At 59.9% G+C, this 24,249-nt stretch carries 18 protein-coding genes; 14 read left to right on the top strand and 4 right to left on the bottom strand.

Annotated features, from left to right (window positions below):
• The first annotated feature begins 24 nt into the window (after positions 1-24).
• On the top strand, positions 25-1,248 hold the full coding sequence (locus FF098_RS00990; protein ID WP_155136079.1) for an NAD(P)/FAD-dependent oxidoreductase: 1,224 nt from the start codon (positions 25-27) through the stop codon (positions 1,246-1,248).
• 18 nt (positions 1,249-1,266) lie between these two features.
• Here FF098_RS00990 and FF098_RS00985 read toward each other — a convergent pair whose 3' ends face one another.
• Both FF098_RS00985 and FF098_RS00980 read right to left on the bottom strand, forming a co-directional pair.
• On the bottom strand, positions 1,267-4,203 hold the full coding sequence (locus FF098_RS00985; RefSeq protein WP_155136076.1) for a glycoside hydrolase family 31 protein: 2,937 nt from the start codon (positions 4,201-4,203) through the stop codon (positions 1,267-1,269).
• Positions 4,204-4,233: 30 nt separating this feature from the next.
• Positions 4,234-6,000 (bottom strand): DUF5597 domain-containing protein, encoded by a 1,767-nt coding sequence (locus FF098_RS00980; protein ID WP_205967329.1) that lies wholly within the window; start codon positions 5,998-6,000, stop codon positions 4,234-4,236.
• A gap of 568 nt (positions 6,001-6,568) precedes the next feature.
• On the opposite strand from FF098_RS00980, the gene fucP reads away from it, so the two are divergent.
• The 8 genes from fucP to FF098_RS00940 all read left to right on the top strand — a co-directional run bounded on the left by fucP (position 6,569) and on the right by FF098_RS00940 (position 13,855).
• Positions 6,569-7,885: an L-fucose:H+ symporter permease gene (fucP, locus tag FF098_RS00975; protein WP_205967328.1), complete on the top strand. Its 1,317-nt coding sequence runs from the start codon at positions 6,569-6,571 to the stop codon at positions 7,883-7,885.
• Positions 7,882-8,688 (top strand): amidohydrolase family protein, encoded by an 807-nt coding sequence (locus tag FF098_RS00970; protein WP_155136070.1) that lies wholly within the window; start codon positions 7,882-7,884, stop codon positions 8,686-8,688. The genes fucP and FF098_RS00970 overlap by 4 nt, the downstream gene beginning before the upstream one ends.
• 78 nt (positions 8,689-8,766) lie before the next feature.
• Entirely contained in the window at positions 8,767-9,564 is a 798-nt protein-coding gene (locus tag FF098_RS00965) for an IclR family transcriptional regulator (RefSeq protein WP_155136067.1), read from the top strand.
• An 83-nt stretch (positions 9,565-9,647) separates the two neighbouring features.
• Positions 9,648-10,691, top strand: coding sequence for an aldo/keto reductase (locus FF098_RS00960; RefSeq protein ID WP_155136064.1), 1,044 nt, complete (start codon positions 9,648-9,650; stop codon positions 10,689-10,691).
• Positions 10,688-11,038, top strand: coding sequence for a UxaA family hydrolase (locus tag FF098_RS00955; RefSeq protein WP_205967327.1), 351 nt, complete (start codon positions 10,688-10,690; stop codon positions 11,036-11,038). Before FF098_RS00960 ends, FF098_RS00955 begins: the two co-directional genes overlap by 4 nt.
• Entirely contained in the window at positions 11,035-12,240 is a 1,206-nt protein-coding gene (locus FF098_RS00950) for a UxaA family hydrolase (RefSeq protein WP_155136061.1), read from the top strand. The genes FF098_RS00955 and FF098_RS00950 overlap by 4 nt, the downstream gene beginning before the upstream one ends.
• Positions 12,241-12,251: 11 nt before the next feature.
• Positions 12,252-12,980, top strand: coding sequence for an SDR family oxidoreductase (locus tag FF098_RS00945; RefSeq protein ID WP_155136058.1), 729 nt, complete (start codon positions 12,252-12,254; stop codon positions 12,978-12,980).
• Positions 12,981-13,006: 26 nt separating this feature from the next.
• Entirely contained in the window at positions 13,007-13,855 is an 849-nt protein-coding gene (locus tag FF098_RS00940; protein ID WP_155136055.1) for a fumarylacetoacetate hydrolase family protein, read from the top strand.
• 141 nt (positions 13,856-13,996) lie between these two features.
• Here FF098_RS00940 and FF098_RS00935 read toward each other — a convergent pair whose 3' ends face one another.
• A complete protein-coding gene (locus FF098_RS00935) occupies positions 13,997-16,450 on the bottom strand; it encodes a glycoside hydrolase family 95 protein (RefSeq protein WP_166426262.1) in 2,454 nt (817 codons plus the stop codon).
• Between the two features lie 241 nt (positions 16,451-16,691).
• Between FF098_RS00935 and uxaC the strand changes: the two genes are divergently transcribed.
• The 5 genes from uxaC (at position 16,692) to FF098_RS00910 (ending at position 22,746) form a co-directional block, all read left to right on the top strand.
• Entirely contained in the window at positions 16,692-18,110 is a 1,419-nt protein-coding gene (gene uxaC, locus FF098_RS00930; RefSeq protein ID WP_155136049.1) for a glucuronate isomerase, read from the top strand.
• 169 nt (positions 18,111-18,279) lie between these two features.
• Positions 18,280-19,773 carry a mannitol dehydrogenase family protein gene (locus FF098_RS00925; protein WP_155136046.1) on the top strand — a complete coding sequence of 498 codons (1,494 nt, stop codon included), beginning with the start codon at positions 18,280-18,282 and terminating at the stop codon, positions 19,771-19,773.
• Positions 19,770-20,717: a sugar kinase gene (locus tag FF098_RS00920; RefSeq protein ID WP_155136043.1), complete on the top strand. Its 948-nt coding sequence runs from the start codon at positions 19,770-19,772 to the stop codon at positions 20,715-20,717. Before FF098_RS00925 ends, FF098_RS00920 begins: the two co-directional genes overlap by 4 nt.
• Positions 20,714-21,922: a D-mannonate dehydratase ManD gene (gene manD, locus FF098_RS00915; protein ID WP_155136040.1), complete on the top strand. Its 1,209-nt coding sequence runs from the start codon at positions 20,714-20,716 to the stop codon at positions 21,920-21,922. Before FF098_RS00920 ends, manD begins: the two co-directional genes overlap by 4 nt.
• Before the next feature lie 80 nt (positions 21,923-22,002).
• Entirely contained in the window at positions 22,003-22,746 is a 744-nt protein-coding gene (locus FF098_RS00910; protein ID WP_155136038.1) for a hypothetical protein, read from the top strand.
• Here the strand turns inward: FF098_RS00910 and glpK are convergent.
• Positions 22,743-24,242, bottom strand: coding sequence for a glycerol kinase GlpK (glpK, locus tag FF098_RS00905; RefSeq protein ID WP_155136035.1), 1,500 nt, complete (start codon positions 24,240-24,242; stop codon positions 22,743-22,745). The genes FF098_RS00910 and glpK overlap by 4 nt on opposite strands.
• Between the last annotated feature and the right edge of the window lie 7 nt (positions 24,243-24,249).

Genomic DNA, 24,249 nt, shown 5'->3' with positions numbered 1-24,249 from the left:
GAAAATACAGAAAGCAGACTTCCAATGACGTCCTACGATACCCTCATCGTCGGTGCCGGCCATGGCGGCACGCAACTCGCAGTCAACCTCCATAAGCTGAAATATGACGGCACGATCGGCGTGATCGGCGCTGAACCGCACCTGCCCTATCATCGCCCGCCCCTGTCGAAGGATTACCTGTCCGGCGAAAAGGATTTCGAGCGCATCCTGTTGCGCCCCGAAAGTTTCTGGGAGGCAGAGGGCTTGACCTTGATGCGCGGCAGGCGCGTAACCTCGGTCGATCCGACAGCCAAGGCGGTGATGATGGATGATGGCGAGACGATCGGCTATGGCAGCCTGGCCTGGGCGACGGGTGGCATGCCACGCATGCTGACCTGCGCAGGGTATGACCTGCCCGGTGTCCATACCGTCCGCACCCTGTCGGACATCAATGCGATGATGGACGAGATGGCGGGCACGAAGCGCGTCGCCGTCATCGGCGGAGGCTATATTGGCCTCGAAGCAGCTGCCGTCTTACACAAGCTGGGGCGCGACGTCGTTCTGCTGGAAGCGCAACGGCATGTGCTGTCCCGCGTCGCGGGGGAGCCGCTCGCGAGCTTCTTCGAGAAAGAACATCGTGCTCATGGTGTCGATCTGCGCACTGGCGTGCTGGTCGACTGCATCGAGGAGCGCGATGGCCGCGCCGCCGGGGTACGGCTCGCCGATGGCTCGATCATCGAGGCGGACATGGTGATTGTCGGTATCGGCATCGTGCCCGAAGTAGGCCCGTTGGTGGCGGCAGGCGCAGAAGGCGGTAATGGCATCGTCGTGGATGAATTCTGCCGCACGAGCCTCTCTGATGTCTACGCCATTGGCGACTGCGCCGCCCATCGCAACGTATACGGAGAGGACGCGCTGATCCGGCTGGAATCCGTACAGAATGCCAGCGACATGGCGATGACAGTCGCCCGGGGGCTGACCGGCAAACCGCAGCCTTACGAGGCCGTGCCATGGTTCTGGTCGGACCAGTATGATTTGAAACTGCAGACAGCGGGGCTGGCCACAGGCCATGACACCCACGTCCTGCGCGGCGATCCAGCGACGCGCAGCTTCTCTCTCATCTATCTCAAGGGAGGTGTCGTCTGTGCTCTCGACTGCGTCAACGCGCCAAAGGATTTCGTGTTCGGGCGCAAGCTTGTCGAGATGCGCGTATCGGCGGAACCTGAGCGGCTCGCCGATACGTCAATCGAGCTGAAGGACCTGATGTAAGGTCCTCCAGCGTTTGTCTTACTGATCGAGCGTGACCATGGTCGCCGTGCCATCATACGTGATGGTCGTCGCGACATGGGCGTCGAAATCGTCCGCCCCGGCAAGCGAGCCGGAAACGAAGCGGACGGAAATCTGCTTGGTCTCCGCCATGCCCGGGAACGCGCCCTGGCGTTGGCCGATCATCAGGGTACGGTCTTCCTCGTTCCATGTCATCTGGATGCGGGAATACTCACCGTCCTTGTAGTCATAGGTATCGCCATCATCCTCGTAGAGGGAGAAGGAGCCATTGGCACCGGTATAGACCGTGACCGTCAGCTCATTACCCATATCCTCGCCCGTGTATTCGATCTCAGGCCCCGTCGGCACGATGGAGCCAGCCTTGACAAAGAGCGGCATCCGCTCCAGCGGCGCATCAGCCGTGATCGTCTGGCCGCCGGAGAACTTCTCGCCATCATAGAACGAATACCAGTCAGTGCCCATCGGCAGATAGACCTCGCGGGAGCGGGCTTCATATTCATAGACCGGCGCGACGAGGAAGGCATCGCCGAACATATACTGGTCGCCGATGTTCTGCGCCATCTCGTCATCGGTGAAGTCCATGACGAGGCCGCGCATCAGCGTGTAGTCGTTGTGATACATGTCCGCTGCCGCCGTATATATATACGGCATCAGGCGATAGCGCAGCTTGTCGTACCAGACCATGGACTCATAGACCGGGTGGCCTTCAGGCGAGATGTTGTAGATCTCGCGGAACGGATACTGACCATGGCTGCGGAAGATCGGCGAGAACGCGCCAAACTGGAACCAGCGCAGGTTCAGCTCGCGCCATTCCGGCAGGTGCGCCGGGTCTTCATTGGCATAACGGTTCTCGACCGAGAAACCACCAATGTCGTGGGTCCAGTTGGGAATACCCGAGATACCGACACCGATACCGGCATAGATCTGGTCGTGCAGGTCATCCCAGCGGGAGACGACGTCGCCGGACCATATCGCTGCCGCATAGCGCTGGATACCGGCAAAGCCGGAGCGCGTCAGGATGAAGGTCCGGTCGTCCGGATCGAACTCACGCTCGCCTTCATAGACGGCCTGTGCATTGGCGAGGGCAAAGGTGTTGAAATACTCCGTGGAAGAGCCCAGCGCCGTCGGACCGGTGCGCAGCTTGCGCTCCTCGATGGACAGGTTGGAGTGGGTGTCCGGCTCGGTCGCGTCCATCCACCAGGCATCGAAGCCGATTGTGGCCAGCTTCTCTTCCATCTGACGCCAGAAGATGTCCCGCGCCTCCTCGGAGTAAGGATCGTAGAAGGAGTTGAGGTAGCCTGCCCCGATCCAGTCGCGCGACTGCATCTCGATTGCCCGCTGATACATATAGCCGGCTTCGTCCAGTTCCTTGTAGTTATCCGTCGTCGGATAGAATTTCGGCCATACGGAGACCATGATGTTGGCATTCATGTCGTGAACCGCATCAATCATGCCCTCCGCATCCGGGAAGCGCTCGAGATCGAAATCATGGCTGCCCCAGGCATCTTCCGGCCAGTAGTTCCAGTCGAGAACGATGTTGTCGATGGGGATTTCACGCTTGCGATATTCGGCCAGCGCCTCGACCAGTTCGTCCTGCGTCTTGTAGCGCTCCCGCGACTGCCAGAAGCCATAGGCCCATTTCGGCAGCATCACCGACTTGCCGGTGACCGTGCGATAGCCGGAGATGACCTCATCGATGTCCTCGCCAGCGACGAAGTAGTAATCGATGGCATGGCCGGCTTCCGAAGCGAAGGACAGCTGGTTCTGTTCTTCCGTCGGCAGAGGGTTCAGATGCAGGAGGCGCAGATAACCGCCGACCGGCTCCCACTCGACACGAATATCGCGCGGCACGCCGGCGGTCATATCGACGGTGAAGTTGTGATACCAGGGGTTCCAGTTCTGGCGCCAGCGGTCGAGCACCAGCTCGCCATCGACATAGATCTTCATGTAGGACGAGCCATAGAGGCGGAACTTGTGGGCACCGCTTTCGTCGGCCTCTATGGTACCTTCCCACGTCACGAGGGTCGGGTCAGTCTCCTCCCCCAGCGCCTCATGCACCGCCGCCGGATAGGGATCGCGCATTTCATTGCCGCGCACGAACTGGTCCGCCGGCAGGTACTGGTAGTCGATATCGGCTTCGGTCTGGGCGAGCAGGACCTCGTCATCCATGTAATAGGTCGCCGTCAGGCCGCCCTCTTCACCGCTGGCATTGCGCACGGTCAGCGAGCCGGTGATCGGCTGGTATTCACGGGCGTCGCCGATCTTGGTGATCGAATAATTGTCCCACAGGACGCCGTAATTGCGGCTGGAAACGATGAACGGATTGGCGATGGAGATATTGTGCTGGGCCAGCTCGACATCCTCGCCATTCAGATTGTATTGCGCATTCTGGTGCTGGCCGAGGCCGTAAAAGCCTTCATCCGTTCCCTGATTGAAGGTCTGGCGCACACGGAACAGCTCCTCGCCATCGAGCTCGATGGCCGGATCGTCGATAGCCACGAAAGAGCCGCGGTCGTTTTCCTTCAGCAGGGTGTTGCCATTGGTGTCGAGGAACTCGATCTGGCCCGTCTCGCGGGTAACGAGCGCCTGGATGTCACCAGTGTCCAGGGTCACGAGAGTGTTGGTAATGCCGAGATCGAACGGCACATTGCTATTGGGCATTGCCACGGCAACAAGGCTCTCCTCGCGCGGCGTGCCGCCCTTGGGCGTCACCTCTACATGGATGATGTCGCTGGCAATTACGGACAGGCGAACTTCCTCGACATCGCCTGCCGCCGGGCGCAGCACAACGCCGGTATCGGTTTTCGTCACCGTGGTCATGGTTTTTCCGGCAACAGCATCAGTATTGTCGCGCGGAGATGTTTCAACGCTGGCACAGGCTGCCGTGGCTAGCATCGCCGTCCCCGCAAGCAGTATCGTCCGAATCTTCATGGTCATTCCTTCCCTATTATTTCAGTGTGCTGTTTATCAGTACGTTGCGAGGCGCACGCGCAGGAGCAGAGGCCGGTCGATGAAATTGAGACCGTAATCGGTCTGGTCGCCATTCCAGATACGCTCCATCACCCAGTTGCCATCCTCGTCGTAATGACCTTCCTCGACCGTGTCGATCAGCCAGTTGACCTCTGGTGCGTCGTCATCGCGACCGAAGAATACGCGGGCATCATAGCCCGTGATGAGGAATTCATTCTCGCCGAGTGGGGCGACGATGACCCCGCCATTGGGATAGTCATTGCCTTCCGGAACATCGACGCTCTGGGCGATCTCGTCGCGCATATTCCATTCGCGCATACCGAACTGCCATTGGTCGAAATGCACATCCATAGACCACGGTCCTGAAAGGTCGATGGCCTGATCGGCGCTGTCATCCGGCTCCGCAACGCCCCAGACGGGGCCCTCGAAGGCAAGCTGCGCCCATTTCTCTGCCATCGGCGCGACAAGGCGGTAATTGCGGGCGAAAGGTTCGATCCGTTCAGGCGTTTCCGGCGAGAGCAGGCGTCCGCCGAGCGGATAGTTCGCATAGCCCGTATAATCCATGCCGAAAGGCGCAAAGCCAATGGCGCCCGATCCCATGGACGGGAAGAAGAACCGCGCATAATCGTCGTCATTGCCGATTTCGGAAATGAACAACGCATTGTCCGGCGTCGCATAGAGATCGAGCACGGCCTCGACCTTCTCGTTCTGGCGCATATAGATGTCGGGAGAGACGAATTCGAGTGCCGGTGCCGCTTCCAGATAGATGTCGATGACATTGTCCGTCGGCCCGCCGGAGGCATAACCGCCCGCAGGGCCCGGATAGAACGGGTCGCGGAGAGCAGCATTCGTGTACATCGGCAGGTCATAGACCTCCCGGCCCGCCGCGGCAATCTCGCCGATAAAGCTTGCCATGTGCCAGGCGTGGAACATCTCGGCGGCATCGTCGCCGAACACCTCTTGCCATGTACCGGATTCAAGCCCGCGCATCGAGGTCAGCGCTTCAGGCACCTGACCTTCAAAGACTTCCTGCGCTTCCGGGCCATAATCGCGATCGGTGCCATAGACACCGCTTTCGTTCTGGACCTGCACCATGATGACCGTGTGCTGGGGATCGATCTCCTTCAGATGGCTCATCAATTCGATGAAGGCTTTTTTGTCGGCTTCCAGCGTGGAGCGGTGCATTGGCGACAGGGCGTAGGATAATTCGCCATCCTCGTGAATGATGCGCGGGAAGCGCTCATTGTCGAGCTTGACCCATGAGGGCGCGTATTTGGGCGCGGTGTTCTTCCATGTGGCGAACCACAAAAGCACGAGGCGCTTGTCGTTCTCGCGCGCCTGGCTGACCAGTTCATCGACGAAGGAAAAATCGAACTCGCCCTCGACCGGCTCCACCTGTTCCCACGCCACCGGCATCATCACCGTGTTGGCGTTCAGCACGTCCATCGCTGGCCAGACTTCCGGCAGCTGCGAGGCGTAGTTGGAGGAATTGTTTACCTGGCCCGCCAGCATCAGGAAAGGCTCGCCATCGACGCGCAGCATGTGGCGGCCATCCTGTGAGATGATCTCGGGCAGTGCAGTGACTTGTGCCTGTACGCTCTTTGTGGCTGTTCTCTCGGTAGAGCTATTACCCGCACCACTCCCGGCCTGACCTTGCGTTGCGGCAGCGTCATTGACATCGGTGTCAACTTCGGACGCGCCATCGCACGCCGCAACAATAGCCATCAGGCCGGTTAAAAAGCCGGCTTTCCACATTTTCCGCATTCTTACTTCCACCCCAGTCACATTCTGGCTCAGGCAATCCAGCCTGTTTCAATTACACTATAAAAGGCGGGGCCCGGAAATGGCCATAGCCACTGCCGGGCCCGCAAGTCGATTGCTCCAGGGAAATGAGGAGCTATGGAAACGCCATACCAATCGAAATTGACAAAGCAACTTTCCATTTTCATGGGTAACATGCAAATTTATATACAACAATATCGGGCGTCACGCTTTCCCACCGTACCTATCGCACAGTTCCTCGACGAAACAGGCGCTGACCGTCGACATCGTCAAGGGCGCGAACGCCGCGGCGGCCATAAAGCCTGCCGATGCCGACGGGTCTGGTATCAGCGGCAACGCCATCCCCTGACTGAACAGCTATGCCTCTGTCGACAGGCCCGAAAACACCTGCAGCAAACGCCAGTGTTTCCTGTAATCAGCGATTTCTGCCAGTATATGCGCAGCGGCTCCGACCCTTACTTCTTTTATTATATTTGACGGTCGATTTCATATTTGGTTTCATTTGGTAACAATAAACAAAACCAGCGATGGTATAAGGGCGAGGAAAACCATGACATCACCGGAATCAGGCGGCAAGGCGCGCTATCTCTGGCCGCTGGTGCTGATCATCAGCCTGTTCTTCCTCTGGGGGATCGCCAACAACCTCAATGACGTGCTGATCGCGCAGTTCAAGAAGGCGTTCTCCCTCACCGACCTGCAATCAGGCCTTGTCCAGTCGGCCTTTTATTTCGGCTATTTCGTCTTCGCCATTCCGGCAGCGGTCTTCATGAAACGGTTCGGCTACAAGGCGGCGGTCATCTTCGGTCTGATTGTCTATGGGGCCGGTGCGCTCCTGTTCCTGCCGGCAGCGGAAGTGCAGAAATACGAGCTTTTCCTCGGCGCGCTGTTCGTCATCGCCAGCGGGCTTGCCTTCCTCGAGACATCGGCCAACCCGCTGATCGCGGCGATGGGGCCCGAAGAAACCTCGGAGCGCAGGCTGAACTTCGCCCAGTCCTTCAATCCCCTCGGTGCCATCTCCGGCGTGCTGATCGGGCGGCAGTTTATCCTGTCCGGCATCGAGCCCACCGAAGCAGAATTTGCCGCGATGACGCCGGAACAGGTAAACGCTTTTTATGAGGCAGAAGCCCAGGCGGTCCAGATGCCTTATCTGGTGCTCGGGCTGATCGTGCTCGTCTGGGCGGCGGTGATCTTCTTCACGAAATTCCCGCCGGTTGCGAGTGCTCAGGCCGCCAGGGGTGAAGGGCCCGGCAAGGCGTCCGATTTCCTGGCGCTGTTCTCGCGCCCGGCCTACATGTTCGGCGTCATCGCCCAGTTTGCCTATGTCGGTGCGCAGGTCTGCATCTGGAGCTACATGATCCGATACGGTCAGTACACGGTAGACGGCATGGGTGAGAAGACCGCAGCCGCTTACCTGACCTGGTCGCTTGTTGCCTTCATGATTGGCCGGTTCATCGCCACCGCCCTGATGGGCATCATCAAGCCGGCGCAGCTGATGGCGCTGTTCGCGATCATCAATGTCGGCCTGTGCCTTGTCGCCGTCCTGTTGCCCGGCCAGACCGGCCTTTATGCCATGGCCGCGACCAGCTTCTTCATGTCGCTGATGTTCCCGACCATCTTTGCCATGAGCCTGCGCAATCTCGGGGCCCTGAAAAAAGCCGGGTCGTCCTTTCTGATCATGGCGATCATCGGCGGTGCGGTTCTGACGGCCCTGATGGGCTATATCTCCGACCTGACCAGTATCGCTACGGCGATGCTGGTGCCGACTGCCTGCTTCGTGGTTATCCTCGTATACAGCCTCAGCCGGGCAGGGGCGATGGATAGTCCGATTTCTTCTGAAGCAGCGCCGACGAATACGTCGGCGCCATGATCGACGCCCACCAGCATTTCTGGCGGCTTGGCAACCATGACTGCACATGGCCGACGCCTGACCTGAAAGCGATCTATCGTGACTTTCTGCCCGGCGACCTTGCGCCATTGCTGGCAGAAAATGGGGTGACCGGCACGATCCTCGTCCAGTCGCAGGAGAGCGAAGCCGATACGCGCTTCCTGCTGCAGCTTGCCGGAGAGAACGACATGATCCGGGGCGTCGTCGGCTGGACGGACCTTGCTGCTGCCGATGCGCCCGAAAAGATCGACCGCCTGGCGGGCAACCGTTTCTTGAAGGGCCTGCGCCCGATGCTGCAGGGCATGGACGATGCCAACTGGATTCTGTCCGACAGATTGTCCGCAGGGCTCGACTCCATGGAAACTCACAGCCTCTCCCTCGATACGCTGATCATGACGCGCCACCTGCCTGTAATCACCACTCTTGCACGGCGCAGGCCGCAGCTGGCGATCGTGATAGACCATGCGGCAAAGCCGCCGCTCGCGGACGGCAACCTGGCAGAATGGGACGAGGTGATGCGCTCTGCTGCGTCGTGCCCGAACGTTTCCTGCAAGCTGTCAGGTCTGCTGACAGAAGCTGGCACGAACCCCGATCTCGCCCTGATCCGTAGGACAATTTCCCGCCTTCTCGACCTGTTCGGTGAGGAACGCCTGATCTGGGGCAGCGACTGGCCGGTTCATACTCTCGCCGGCACCTATGGCGACTGGCTTTCCCTCTGCCTGGAGACGACAGGCCCGTCCCCCTTGATCTATGGCGTCAATGCCACGAGATTCTATCGGCTCTGAGCGGCCGGGGCAGCTTAGCGCTTTGATCTGCATTGCAGATCGGAGTAGAAACATCATCTTTGACGAGGAAAGACCTTTATGCCGACAAAAGCCGCCTCCTCGGGCAAGGACGCCCCTGAAAGCAAGTACCGCGCGCCGGCGCTGGAAAAGGGTCTCGATATCCTCGAGCTGATGGCGCGTCATAGCCATCCGATAAAGGCGTCCCAGATGGCCGAGACGCTTGGCCGTTCCCTGAGCGAGTTGTTCCGCATGATCCAGGTGCTGGAATATCGCGGGTTCATCGGGCTTTCCGACAACAAGGAAGGCTATGTGCTGACCAACAAGCTGTTCACGCTTGGCATGTCGCAGCCGCCTATCCAGTCACTGGTCCAGGCCGCCCTGCCTGTGATGAACGAACTGGCTCTCAAAACCAGCCAGTCCTGCCATCTCGTCGTGGCTTCCGACGACCAGATCGTCGTCATTGCCCGCGTCGAAAGCACCAGCGACATCGGGTTTGCCGTCAGGCTCGGCTATCGCCGTGGCGTCCGCGACACCACGTCGGGCCCGGTGCTCTTTGCCTTTCAGCCGGAAAACAGGAAAGCCGAATGGCTTGAGCGCCTCGAAAAGAGTGAGGGCAAGCGCCCGATTGCGAAATTTGTCGAGATGGCAGAGGAAATCGCCGGGCGCGGGTATGCCAAGGCGCATAGCGATTTCATCGAAGGCGTGACCGATTTGACCGCCCCTATCATGGGCAAGTCCGGGGCCGAGGCGACGATCACCATTCCGTATGTTTACTATCGCCCTGTCATCTGTCCGATCAATGTAGCCGCTGAACATCTCATAGCAGCAGCTCACCAAATATCCGCAGGGTATCAGGGCACGATGCCGATCGCGTAACAGGCGCTCGAAACCATGTAGTGCGCTTGTTTTATTTTTCATTCATGATAATGCTTTCAACCATAATAATGGGAGGCGCGCTGATGCTCGATTTGCCGAAACGGCAGATTGGCAAGACTGATTTGCATCTGCCGGTTCTGGGCTTTGGCGCGGCACCGCTGGGCAATCTCTATCGCGCGATTTCCGACGATGACGCCCAGGCCGTTCTCGACACGGCCCTCGACAAGGGCTTTTGCTATTTCGACACGGCGCCCCATTACGGTTTTGGCCTGAGCGAGAGGCGGCTTGGCAAGGCTCTTGCGGCCAGCAAGCATGCCAGTTCGATCATCCTTTCGACCAAGGTCGGGCGGCGCCTTGAGCCCGTTTCAGGGGATGTCCCGGCGATCAGGCACGGATTTATCGAGGCCGATCCCTATGAGCCCGTTTTCGATTACAGCTACGACGCCGTCATGCGGTCTTTCGAGGAGAGCTGCGCGAGGCTGCGCCGCGACCACATTGATATCCTCTACGCCCATGACCTCGGCAGGATGACCCATGGCGAACGCCATGAGCAACATTTGAAGACTTTCCTCGAGGGCGGCCTGCGCGCCATGGAGGAACTGCGCAGCACGGGTCGTGTCACCGCCATCGGCATCGGGGCCAATGAATGGGAAATCGGTGCCGATGTGCTCGGCCATGCTGATCTCGACTGCTTCCTGCTAGCGGGGCGCTATACGCTTCTGGAGCAGGGCGCGATCGATGACTTCCTGACCCGCGCAGAAAAGCGGAAGGTCTCCGTGATTGTTGGCGGGCCGTTCAATTCCGGCATTCTTGCCGCCGATCTAGAGGATGACAACCTGCCCTATAATTACGAGCAGGCACCCGCACCGGTCATCGAGCGCAGCCGCCGGATTAAGCAGGTCTGCAACGCCCATGATGTCAGGATCACTGCTGCCGCCCTGCAATTCCCCCTCGCCCACCCTGCTGTAACTTCCATCATTCCGGGGCTAGCCAATATCGAGGAGGTCACGCAAGCATATGACGATATCCGTGCAGCGATCGATGGCAGTTTGTGGACAGATCTGAAAAGGGAAGGCCTGATAGCGACAGCAGCGCCAGTGCCCGGCAAGGGACTGGAAGCAGCATGAGCGCATTGACACAGGCGAAAGACGACGAGAGCCGGGCCATGGCTGACAGCACGCAGATCAATTGCGTGCACTTGCACGACGCCGATAATATTCTCGTCTGTACTCGCCATATCCGTTCAGGCGAGACGATCCGCTATCTTGCCGGGTCCATGGCCGCCCTCGAGGATGTCAGCATCGGTCACAAGATCGCCCTTGCAGACTTGGGAACAGGCGACAAGGTCTATCGCTATGGCGCGCCCATCGGGTCTATGACGCAACCCGTCTCGCGCGGCGGCCATGTCCATATCCATAACCTGAAAAGCGACTACATCGGCATTCACGACAGGCAGGGCAAGAAGAATTCATGAGCGACCTTCAGGGATATCTGCGCAGCGATGGCCGCAAGGGCATCCGCAATGTCATCGCGGTCGCCTATCTGGTCGAATGCGCCCATCATGTCGCCCGCAAAATCGTTACCGCCAGTGACGATCTCGACGTTCATCTGATAGGTTTTCCCGGGTGCTACCCTAACGAGTATTCCTTCCGCATGATGAAGGCCCTGTGCACCCACCCAAATGTCGGCGGAGTGCTGCTGGTCTCGCTCGGTTGCGAGAGCTTCGACCGCGACGGCCTGCTGGAAGCAGTGCGCGAAAGCGGCCGCCCGGCGGAACTGCTGGTCATCCAAGAGGCGGGCGGCACCCGCTCGACCATCCAGAAGGGCACGGATGCCGTGGCCTTGCTGAAGCAGGAAAGCACAGCAAAGACCGTTCCCATGCGGATCGACGAGCTTGTCGTCGGCACGATTTGCGGCGGCTCGGACGGTACCAGCGGCATCACCGCCAACCCCGCTGTCGGCAAGTGCTTCGACAGGCTGATCGAGAATGACGCCAGCTGCCTGTTCGAGGAGACGGGCGAGCTGATCGGCTGCGAGACCATCATGTCCGAGCGCGCAATAACCCCGGAACTGGGCGCGGAAATCCGCAGTGCGGTCGAAAAGGCCGAGCGCTATTACCGCATCATGGGCTTTGGCAGTTTCGCCCCCGGCAACGCCGATGGCGGGCTGACCACGCTGGAAGAAAAATCCATGGGCGCCTATTCAAAGTCCGGCTCGTCGCCCATCTCTGGCCTGTTGAAGCCCGGCGACGTGCCGCCCGGCGGCGGGCTCTACCTGCTGGACGTGGTGCCCGACGGCGAACCACGCTTCGGCTTCCCCAACATCTCCGACAATGCCGAGATCGTCGAGCTGATCGCCTGTGGCTGCCACATCATCCTGTTCACCACCGGGCGCGGTTCCGTCGTTGGTTCCGCCATCTCGCCAGTCATCAAGGTTTGCGCCAATCCGGACACGTATGAGCGCCTGTCGGAGGACATGGACGTGAATGCCGGACGCATCCTGTCCGGTACGCCACTGGAGGAAGTGGGAGACGAAATCTATCAGCTTACACTCGAATGCGCCGCCGGACAGCGGACATTGTCGGAGGAGCTGGGGCACCAGGAATTCATCCTGACCTATAAATCGTTCGAGCCGATCGGCCCTGCCTGCCTGCCGGCCGCGGCGATGGCGCGATAAGGATAACGATCATGGGACGACTAGACGGAAAGACGGCGCTGGTAACCGCCGCCGGACAGGGCATCGGCAAGGCCTGCGCGGAACTGTTCGCAGCCGAAGGGGCGAGTGTCCTGGCGACGGACATCAATGCCGAGGCACTTTCCACACTGAAGGTTAGCCGCACTGCCCTGCTCGACGTGACAGACCCCGATGCCATCATTGGCCTCGCCGCTGAGACAGGCGCGGTTGATATCCTGTGCAATATTGCAGGCTATGTCCATGCAGGCACGATCATGGATTGCGACGAGGATGACTGGGCGCGCTCAATCGAGATCAACGTCACCTCGATGTACAGGATGGTTCGCGCCTTCCTGCCGGCAATGCTGGAAAATGGCGGCGGGTCGATCGTCAACATGGCATCCGTTGCCAGCTCTGTGACCTGCGCACCGAACCGGTTTGCCTATGGCACGACCAAGGCGGCCGTTATCGGCCTGACCAAGGCACTCGCCGCCGACCATGTTCAACAAGGCATTCGCGCCAACGCCATCTGTCCGGGCACGGTGGAAAGCCCGTCCCTACTCCAGCGACTGCGCGACACGGGCGATTTCGACAAGGCCTATCGCGACTTTTGCGCCCGCCAGCCCATGGGCCGCCTTGGCAAGCCGAAAGAAATCGCCGAACTCGCTCTCTACCTGGCCAGCGACGCCGCCGCGTTCACCACCGGCACGATCAATGTGATCGATGGCGGCTGGAGCATGTAACCGACACTCAGACGGAAGGATCAATCATGAAATTCCTGCGCTATGGAGAGAAAGGCTCGGAGAAGCCGGGGCTGGTCGACACAGACGGCACATTGCGGGACCTGTCGGGCATCATCAATGATATCGCCCCGGAGACAGTGGCAAGCCTTCCCGACAAGGTGAAAAGCCTAGACCTCGCCACATTACCGACGGTTGACGGCAAGCCCCGTCTTGGCCCCTGCATCGCCCGGCCTGGCAAGTTCATCTGTATCGGTCTGAATTATGCCGACCACGCCGCCGAGACGGGGGCAGAGGTGCCGCCTGAGCCAGTCATCTTCATGAAGGCGACCAGCGCCCTCACCGGCCCCTTTGACACAGTCATCAAGCCGCGCGGCTCGACCAAGCTTGACTGGGAAGTCGAGCTTGGCATCGTCATCGGCAAGGAGAGCCGCTATGTCGAGGAGAAGGACGCGCTGTCGCATATTGCCGGTTATTGCGTCATCAACGACGTCTCAGAGCGTGCATTCCAGCTGGAGCGCCACGGCACCTGGGACAAGGGCAAGGGCTGCGACAGCTTCGGCCCCACAGGCCCGTGGCTGGTCACGCCTGATGAGATCGAGGACCCGTTGACCCTGTCCATGTGGCTCACCGTCAACGGCCACAAATATCAGGATGGCAGTACACGGACCATGGTCTATGGGCCCGCCTTCCTGATTTCCTATCTGAGCCGTTTCATGAGCCTGCAGCCGGGCGATATCATCTCCACCGGCACGCCACCGGGCGTGGGCATGGGCCAGAAACCGCCGGTCTATCTCAACGATGGCGATGTCATCGAACTGGGTATCGAAGGCCTCGGCCAGCAGAAACAGACCGTCCGCGATTACGACAATCTCTGATCGCAGCCTCCGCACCTAATGAAAAAGCCTCGCCAGACCGGCGAGGCATTCTTGTTTCTGGCAATATGCCACTGGACCGAAATGCCGACCCATCAGGAATTCATCGACCGGCATTGCAAGGCGGACGACTGAGCCTGATGACTAGCCGGCTTGTTCGCAAGTGATCAACGCAGTTTCACCAGCACCAAGCGGGATCGAGAACAGGCCGTTTTTATTCTCGCCACCTGCTCCGCTTACGGATGAAATGGAGCATTCTCCCGTGACGCGAATGCTGTAGTCACCCCCCTCGTCGGAAGTCAGGCTTACCCGTGTCGCCAGCCCGCCCGTCCACTCGATATCCACCGTGGCGGCACCGCGCACGCGCAGGCCTTTCGCTGCCCCGTCTTCCCACGCAGACGGCAGGGACGGCAGGATGTCGATCGCCGCGCCATGGCTCTGGATCAGCATTTCAGCGATGCCCGCGGTTGCCCCGAAATTGCCGTCGATCTGGAACGGCGGGTGGGTGTCGAGCAGGTTCGGCATGGTCGAATGTACCAGCTGTTCGCCGAGCAGCTTGTAGGCGCGGTTACCATCGTGCAGCCTGGCCCAGAAATTGACCTTCCACGCCTTGCTCCACCCGGTGCCGCCATCGCCGCGCCCATCGAGCGTCGCCCGCGCCGCGGCCGCAAGCTCCGGCGTTTCGCCGGGCACGATCGCATCGCCCGGATGCAGTGCATAAAGCTGGGAGACATGACGATGATCGTTCTCCGGATCGTCGAGATCTTCCTTCCATTCCTGCAACTGTCCCCAGCTGCCAATGCGCAGGCCCGGGTCGAGGCGCTCACGGGCCTCTTCGATGCGGGTCGCAAAATCGGCATCAGGTTGGCCGAGAATTTCCGATGCCTCAAGGATATGCGTGAAAAGATCGTACACGATCTGTTGCGACATCGCCGCGCCGGCGGTGAAGTCACCTTGCTCGGGCGAATAGCTCGGCGAGACGACGAGACTGCCGTCACGCGCATCCTCTACCAGCATGTCGAGCCAGAATTCGCCCTGCCCCTTCATCACCGGCCAGGCCCGCTCGCGCAGGAAAGCCTCATCGCCGGTAAATTCATAGTGCTCATAATAGTGCCGCGTCAGCCATGCGCCCGCTTCCGGTTGCCAGAAGGCGGTCGGCCAGCTGATCAAGCCGGTAAAACCGTAAATGTTGGAATTGAGCGATATCATCCAGCCATCGGCATCAGCGATCTGACGGGCGCTGACCTCACCCGAAGGAACCAGCGTATCGACATAGTCGAACAGCGGCTGGGCCATGGACGACAGGTTCGTCACCTCCGCCGGCCAGTAGTTCATCTGTAGGTTGATGTTCACGTGATAATCCGCATTCCATGGCGGATACATGGAATTGTTCCAGACGCCCTGCAGGTTTGCCGGCAAGGACCCGGGGCGCGAGGACGAGACCAGCAGGTAGCGGCCATACTGGAAGTATGCCTGCTCCAGCCAGCGGCGTTCCGCCGGATCGAGGTCGCGATAGGCCGCAAGGACCTGGCCTGTCGGCATGTCAGGTGCCGCGCCTTGCAGGTCGAGGGTCATCGCATTCATCAAGGGCGTAAAGTCCGCAAGGTGATCGCGCAGGAGCGCCTCGCCGCCCTTGGCGAGTGCTGCATCGATGCGGCGCTGGACGTCGGGAGCGGGATCATCGCCGCGATAATCGGGATAGAACGGTGCATAATCCGTACCCGCAGCAATCACGAACCATGCTTCGTCAGCACCCTCGACCGTAATTGCCTCGCCTTCGACGGCATGGGAGCCGCCGGAGATCATCACGCCGACTGACGTCTCGTATCGCAATCCGTTGTCATCGAGCGCCCCGCGGGCAGTCAGCCTGTCTTCACCAGCCTCGACCTGGACCGAGCGATTCTCCGGCAGGGCCAGGGAAGCCGAAAGATCCAGAGCACCGGGCTCGCTGGCACTGAGATGCACGACGATGACGCCATCGGGATAGCTGGCAAAATAATTGCGACTAAAGGCGATGCCACCCTGCGTGTAGGTGACGCTGGCGACACCGGTCGACAGGTCGAGACTGCGGCGATAGTCCGAAAGATCCTCGCCAATGCCGCCATGGGACAGGACCAGATCACCGAAGGATTGGTAGTGGCCGTAACCGACCGGATCGATGCCAAGGCGGCCGGCAACCTCTTCCGGTGACATGCTGCCGCGTTCAGCCAGATCGGCCTGGACCGCTGCAAGTTCACCAGCAAGGGAGTCTGTGGGCCGGCCATAGCTATAGGGATTGTCGGGACCGGCCCCGCCCTCGGTGGTCGAGCCCGGCCCCCCTGTCCAGAGGGTCTTTTCGTTGAACTGCAGTATTTCTTCTCTGATGCCGCCGGTAACCATTGCCCCCATGGCGCCATTGCCGACCGGCAGTGCCTGCGTTTCCCAATCCTGTGCAGGGGCATCGTACCAGAGCGTCACGTCGCCTTCGCCTTGCGGCGCTGTCTGCGAAGTCGCCGCATCGACGCGTCCATCACTGGCAGCGCCATCGACAGGGCGTTCACCGCATCCGCCCGCCAGACACACCGCGACGGCAAGGCTGAACACTATTTTCGATTTCATTGCGCTCCAGTCCCTATACATGCTGTCAGCTTGAAGCCCTGCGGCCATTTCATTGCCGCCACGATTGCCGATCACACCTTCCCTGTCCAGTCCGCAAAATAGTTTTTACATATGAAACGATATTATTTGATATCGATTGCCCATTTTAGTCGTATTTCTTGCGGACAGCGTGTTGCCTGCGCTAAGTCGGGCCACTAGCATGTGCCAACAGCTTGCAAATGCCAGAAAAGCAGAACCATCAATGGACAATAAACTGACCCTCAATCCGCATCGCCTGTTCTCCTCGGACCCAATCCAGCGGGATATCGCTGCGAAACTCTATGACGGGGTCAAGGACCTGCCGATCATTTCGCCGCACGGGCATACGGATCCTGAATGGTTTGCCAAAAACGAGAAATTTCCCGACCCGGCGCATCTGTTCATCACACCGGATCACTACGTTTTCAGGATGCTCTATTCTCAGGGGATCGCGCTTGAAGACCTGGGGGTACCCCGTGTCGATGGCGGCGAGACCGAGCAGGACCCCCGCAAGATCTGGAAGCTTTTCGCTGAACACTATCACCTGTTCCGCGGCACCCCTTCGCGGGGCTGGCTCGATTACGTATTTGCCACCGTCTTCGACCTGAAGGTCGCGCTGTCTGCCGAGACCGCTGACCATTATTACGAAGTCATCGACGAGCAGCTGAAGACCGATGCCTTCCGCCCGCGCGCGCTGATGGACCGGTTCAACATCGAGAAAATCGCGACGACCGAGATGGCGACCGATCCCCTGACCTATCATGCCAGCATGAAGGAAGACGGATACCTGTCGCGGGTCGTTACCACCTTCCGTCCGGACGATGTCGTCGACCCGGAGAAGAAGGGCTTTCTCGAGGCGCTGGAAAAACTCGGCGAGATCACCGGCGAGGACATCTCGACATGGGACGGCTATCTCGCCGCCCTGCGCAATCGCCGCGCCTTCTTCAAGGCCCATGGCGCCACTGCGACTGACCACGGTCATGTTACCGCTAACACCGAAAATCTCGATACCGCAGCATGCAAGGCGCTCTACGAGAAAGTGCGTACGGGCAAGGCCACCCCGGCTGAGGCCGAGACGTTCCGCGGACAGATGCTGACCGAAATGGCCGGCATGAGCCTGGAAGACGGGCTGACCATGCAGATCCATGCTGGCTCCTGCCGCAATCATAATGCCCAGCTTTTCGAGAAGTTCGGGGCCGACAAGGGCGCGGATATTCCTCTGCAAACGGATTATGTCAATGCGCTGAAGCCGTTGCTGGCGCGCTATGGCAACGAGCCGGACCTGACGGTCATCCTGTTTACGCTGGACGAGACGGTTTATTCGCGTGAGCTGGCGACATTGGCCGGGCATTACCCCTGTCTTCGCCTCGGCCCACCCTGGTGGTTCCACGACTCTCCCGAAGGGATGCTGCGTTTCCGTCATCAGGTGACAGAGACCGCAGGCTTCTACAACACCGTCGGGTTCAACGACGACACCCGTGCTTTCCTCTCCATCCCGGCGCGCCATGATGTCGCCCGGCGGATTGATTGCCGCTTTCTTGCTCAGCTGGTTGCCGAGCACAGGCTGGGAGAAGACGAGGCTGCACAAGTCGCAAAGGACCTCACTTACAACCTCGTCAAGAAAGCCTATCGCTTCGACTAACCGGTTGGCCGCAGGTCGCTGGCAGATTCATTCACACCACTGGAACATGCTGCGCCCACCGGGAAGCGATGCGGGAAACCGCCTATCAGATGAGAGACTTCCCGGTTGATCGCCAACAAATGCATGGTCTATAGCACAGGCATTCTTACGACAGAATGATCGGGATTTCATGAGCCTTTCACTGCAAGATGCTCTCCGCAGCGAGAACAAAACGACAGCGGCCCTGCCCGCCTATGACCGCAACAAGGCAGGTGTCGGCATCGTCCATCTCGGCCCCGGTGCCTTCTTTCGTGGACACCAGGCGGTGTATACGGACGATGCCATGGCTATCGATGGCGAGGAAGCTGATGGTCGCGACTGGGCTATTTGCGGGGTCTCCCTGCGCTCTGCATCGGTCAGGGACGGTCTTGAAAGCCAGGATGGCCTCTATACGCTGGCGACACTCGACCATGAGGTTTCCTATCGCATTATCGGCTCCTTGAAGGAGCTGATGGTAGCGCCGGAGAACCCCGCCGCCGTCATCGACCGCCTTGCCGACCCGGCTATAAGGATTGTGACGCTGACCATCACGGAGAAGGGCTATTGTCTCACGGCCGATGGCGCGCTGAATGAAGACAACAAGGATATCGCTCACGATATCGACAATCCCGAAGACCCGCGCTCGGCCATCGGCTATCTCGTCGCGGGGCTTGCGAAACGCCATTCAAGCGGCGCAGCGCCGTTTGCCTGCATTTCCTGCGACAACCTGCCTGACAACGGGCACAAGCTGCGCGATGCCGTCATTGCCCTTGCCGCGAAGCATGATGCGGCCCTGTCGGAATGGATCAGGTCAAGCGTCGCCTTTCCGCGCACGATGGTCGATTCCATTACGCCAGCAACGGATGACGCGCTGATAGATCGCGTGCGCGAAGAAGCAGGCATCGAGGATGCCTGGCCGATCCAGCGCGAGGCCTTCAAGCAATGGGTGATCGAAAAATTCGACGGCCCCCGCCCTGCCTGGGAAAAGGCAGGCGCGACCTTCACCGACAATGTCGCCGCCTTCGAGCACGCCAAGCTGAAGCTGCTCAATGGCCCGCATTCGGCGACCGCCTATCTCGGTTATCTGGCTGGCTATGAAACGGTTTACGAAGCAGTCAGTGATGACGCCTTCACGCGGTTCATCCGTACCATGACGGACAATGAAACGATACCGGGCTTGCACGCGCCGGAAGGGCTGGACCTTGTCGAATACCGCGATGCCATCATAGGCCGCTTTAAGAACCCGGAGATTCGCCACCTGCTCTCGCAGATCGCGTGGGATGGTACCCAGAAGCTGCCTGTCCGGATCATTTCCACGATACGGGAGAACGTTGCGGCTGGCCGCCCGATCACCGCCCACTGCCTTGCCCTCGCGGGCTGGCGACGATTCATCATCAGGGCGCTGCAGGAAGGCCGGGAGATCGTCGATCCGATGAACGACACCCTGGGCGAGCAGCCCTGGGCAGCCGAGTCCGATCCGGTCGCTGCAACGGAGAAATTCCTCGCCTTCCGCGCCCTGTTCGACAGCGAACTGGCCAAAAGCATGGCCCTGAGAGACAGCCTGCAGCTGGCCATCGAAGCCATCGGCGATGGCTCGACAGAGGCTGTACGCAACGCGATCATTTCCCATGGAGCGGTAGCATGAAACGCGTCCTGGTGATCGGCGAGGCCATGGTCGAGATGCGGCCCGCAGGCGACAAGCCGGACCATTATGCCAGCGCCATCGCCGGGGATGTCTACAACACCGCCGTCTACCTCAAGCGCCTTGCAGGCGAAGATGCGCAGGTGTCTTTTCTCACGGCCCTTGGCGATGATGCCCTGAGCCAGCGCATGCGCGACACCTTCGAGGATGAGGGTATCGATACCGGGTATGTGCGCACCATCAAGGGGGGCACTCCAGGCCTCTACATGATCCATACGGATGATCAGGGCGAGCGTTCCTTCACGTATTGGCGCTCTGCCGCTGCGGCCCGGCGCATGCTGGAATGCGACAGTATAGAGGGACTTGCCGACCTTCTATCCGGTTTCGACCTCGTCTATTTTTCGGGCATCACACTGGCGATCCTGCCGCCGGACCACGCTGCCTTGCTGATCGCCGCTGCCGAGGCCGCGCGACCGAACGGAACGACCATCGCTTTCGACCCGAATTATCGTGCCCGCCTCTGGTCTGCACCGGAACTGGCGATCGCCGCCTTCGACAATGCCTTTGCCGTCAGCGACATCCTGCTGCCCGGCATGGATGACGAACACGACCTTTATGGTTCGCAGAGTCCGAAGGACACGATCAACCGCCTGCAGAATGGGCACCCTGCGCATATCGTCCTGAAGGCTGGAAAGCATGTCCATCTTTACACGAACGGACAGGAAACCGGGATACTGACGGTCACCCCGGTCGAGCGCCCGGTCGATACGACGGCTGCAGGCGACAGTTTTGCCGCCGGCTTCCTGTCCGGCTGGCTCGATGGCCTTGCCCCTGCCGACAGCGTTGCCCGCGCCGCCCGTGTCGCGGCCTTCGTCGTCACCCAGCCCGGCGCCATCTGCCCGAAAACCATTTTTTCCAGCGTACTGAAACAAGAGCAACAATCATGAAAATCACCAATGCCAAGGTCATCGTCACCTGCCCCGGCCGCAATTTCGTAACGCTGAAAATCGAGACCGATGAGGGACTGACCGGCATCGGCGATGCGACGCTGAACGGCCGCGAGCTGTCGGTCGCGTCCTACCTGACCGATCACTGCATTCCGAACCTGATCGGCAAGGACGCGGGCCGAATCGAGGATATCTGGCAGTTCTTCTATCGCGGTGCCTATTGGCGTCGCGGCCCGGTGACGATGTCTGCCATCGCGGCGATCGACACGGCGCTGTGGGATATCAAGGCGAAAGCAGCCGGCATGCCACTCTACCAGCTGCTCGGCGGGCGCTCGCGCGATGGCGTCATGGTTTATGGCCACGCCAATGGCACCGATATCGAGGACACGGTCGATGCTGTTTTGAAATACAAGGAGCTGGGCTACAAGGCGATCCGCGCCCAGTCGGGCATTCCGGGGCTGAAATCGACCTACGGCGTCTCCAAGGACACGATGTTCTATGAGCCTGCCGACGCGGCCCTGCCCAGCGAGAACGAGTGGGACACGGTGAAATATCTCAACCACGCGCCGAAACTGTTCGAAAAGGTGCGCGAGGCAGTCGGTCCGGACATTCACCTTCTGCACGACATTCACCACCGCCTGACGCCGCTGGAGGCCGGCCAGCTCGGCCGCTCGCTGGAACCGTACAAGCTGTTCTGGATGGAAGACCCGACACCGGCGGAAAACCAGGAAGCGCTGAAGCTGATCCGTCAGTACACGACGACACCGATCGCCATCGGCGAGATCTTCAATACAATCTGGGACTGCAAGGACCTGATCCAGAACCAGCTGATCGACTATATCCGCACGACCGTCGTTCATGCCGGCGGCATCACGCACCTGCGGCGCATCGCCGATCTCGCCTCCCTTTATCAGGTACGCACCGGCAGCCATGGCGCGACCGACCTGTCACCGGTCTGCATGGGCGCTGCGCTGCATTTCGACACCTGGGTGCCCAATTTCGGCATTCAGGAATATATGCACCACACTGAGGAAACTGATGCCGTCTTCCCGCATGACTATACGTTCAAGGACGGGTTCCTGTATGCGGGCGAAACGCCAGGCCATGGCGTGACCATCGACGAGGATCTGGCAGCGAAATATCCCTATTCACCTGCCCAGCTGCCGGTCAACCGCCTGACTGACGGCACGATGTGGAACTGGTAGGCAAGTGGAGCACCCGCTCCAGCTGCTGATATTTTTAAGCGAACTCTGTGCGCCTTGAAATTCCTTCCTATATGGATTGAATGAACGAAATCAAGCGCATAACCCTATCCGGCTACATCAGGCTGATGCTTGGCCTGTTGTTGCCGTTTCTGATCCACCTGCCAGCCCATGCACAGAATGTCAGTGGTGTCAGCGGGCCTGTCGTCGATGGCGATGAGCACGCTGTTGAATATCGGTTTGGCATTGTTCCCGACGGTTCGGGATCCGCATACTCGCACCGCTTTCACTATGAAAAAGCGCTTTCCAATGCCGTGAAGGCCCGCGGGGTCTTCATGGCCCGGGACGGCGTCAGCGAGGGCCTCTCTTTTTCATCGGTGCGTGCCGAACTGACATGGCAAGCCACGCCTGATGGCCAGCAATGGCAATCCGGATTGCGAACAGAAATACAATACACCGAGAGCGGTCCGGTCGTGTTTGGCGCACGCTGGCTGAATGAGTTGGCTCTCGGCGACGTGTGGTCAACACGCTTCAACCTTATTGCCCAAACGGAAACCGGAAGCAACGCAGCTGACGGCCTGTTTGTTGAAACACGATCGAGCATCTCCAGAGAGATTGGTGAGGGGAGAGAAATCGGGCTGGAGCTGTTCAATGACTTCGGCAGTGCGGATGATATGCCGGGATTTGATGAGCAGGACCATCAGGCAGGTCCTTATGTAGAGTTCCCTGTGGGTGAGAAGCTCTCCCTGAAGGCAGGCGCCCTATTTGGGCTATCCAGAGCAGCCGACAACACAACTTTCCGCCTGTCTATCGGACGGGATTTTTAGGTATTTCGCCCCTCCGTCAGCGTCCGGCTGACCGCATCGCGCCAGCCGTCGAGGTTCCTTTTGCGTGTCGGCGCATCCATGGCAGGCTGGAACGACCTGTCGAGCTGCCAGCGTCCGGCGATATCCTCAAGCGAGTTGTAGAGGCCGGCCTGCAAGCCCGCGAGGCACGCTGCGCCGAATGCCGTGGTCTCGGCAATGACCGGCCTGTCGGTGCGCATATCGAGTATGCCTGCGAGGAATTGCATCATCCAGTCGTTGGCGACCATGCCGCCATCAACACGCATTGCCTCCGGCATACCGCCATCGGCGACCATGGCGCCGACCAGGTCCGACAGCTGATAAACCGTGGATTCCAGGGCCGCGCGGACCATCTCGGCCTTGCCGGCCCCGCGTGTCAGCCCGAACACGGCGCCGCGCGCCTGCGCATCCCACCATGGTGCCCCGAGCCCGGCAAAGGCCGGGACGATATAGACGCCATTGTTACTGTCGATGCTGCTCGCCAGCGCCTCGGTTTCTGAGGCCGATTTGATGATGCCGAGCCCGTCACGCAGCCATTGCACGGTTGTGCCCGCCGCAAAGATCGACCCCTCCAGGGCATAAAACGCCTTCCCGTCCAGCCGATAGGCTACGGTGGTGAGAAGCTTGTTCCTTGAGCGGACGATATGTTCGCCAGTATTCAACACGACGAAACAGCCCGTGCCGAAAGTGCTCTTGACCATGCCGGGGCTGAAACAGGCCTGGCCGATCAGGGCTGCCTGCTGATCACCGGCGACACCGCAAATCGGGATTTCACGCCCGAACAGGGCTTTTTCCGTGTTGCCGAAATCAGCCGCGCTGTCGCGCACATGAGGCATCAGCGCGGCCGGGATGTCGAACAGAGAGAGCAGTTCTTCATCCCAGTCCTGACGCTCGATATTGAACAGGCAGGTGCGGCAAGCATTGGTCGCGTCAGTGGCGTGGACTTTACCACCGGTCAGCCGCCACAGCAGGAAGCTGTCAATCGTGCCGAAGGCCAGCTTGCCAGCTTGCGCGCGGGCGCGAACCCCGTCCACATTTTCCATTAACCAGTTGACTTTCGTGGCCGAGAAATAGGGATCGAGTACGAGGCCAGTTCGTTCCGTCACCATTGCCTCATGGCCAGCCTCGCGCAACGTCCGGCAATACTCGGCAGTGCGCCTATCCTGCCAGACAATCGCATTGTGAACGGGCTTGCCAGTCTCCCTGTCCCAGACAAGTGTCGTCTCGCGCTGGTTGGTCACACCCACAGCGATGACCTCGAGATCGTCAGCCTCCGCCTTTTCCAGCACTTCGCGGCAGACGGCCACGACCGTCTCCCAGATCTCTTCCGGGTCATGCTCGACCCAACCGGCTTCAGGGTAATGCTGGGTGAATTCGCGCTGGGCGAGGCCGCGTATCGTGCCCTCCCCGTCGAACAGGATCGCGCGCGAACTCGTAGTGCCCTGATCTATCGCCAGGATGCAGGGTGTGCCAGTCATGTCGTTT

This window comes from Aquisalinus luteolus, from assembly GCF_009712425.2.
GTDB lineage: Bacteria > Pseudomonadota > Alphaproteobacteria > Caulobacterales > Parvularculaceae > Aquisalinus > Aquisalinus luteolus.
The sequence above is the reverse complement of the archived record's forward strand: the minus strand, read 5'-3'. Positions and strand labels throughout refer to the sequence as shown.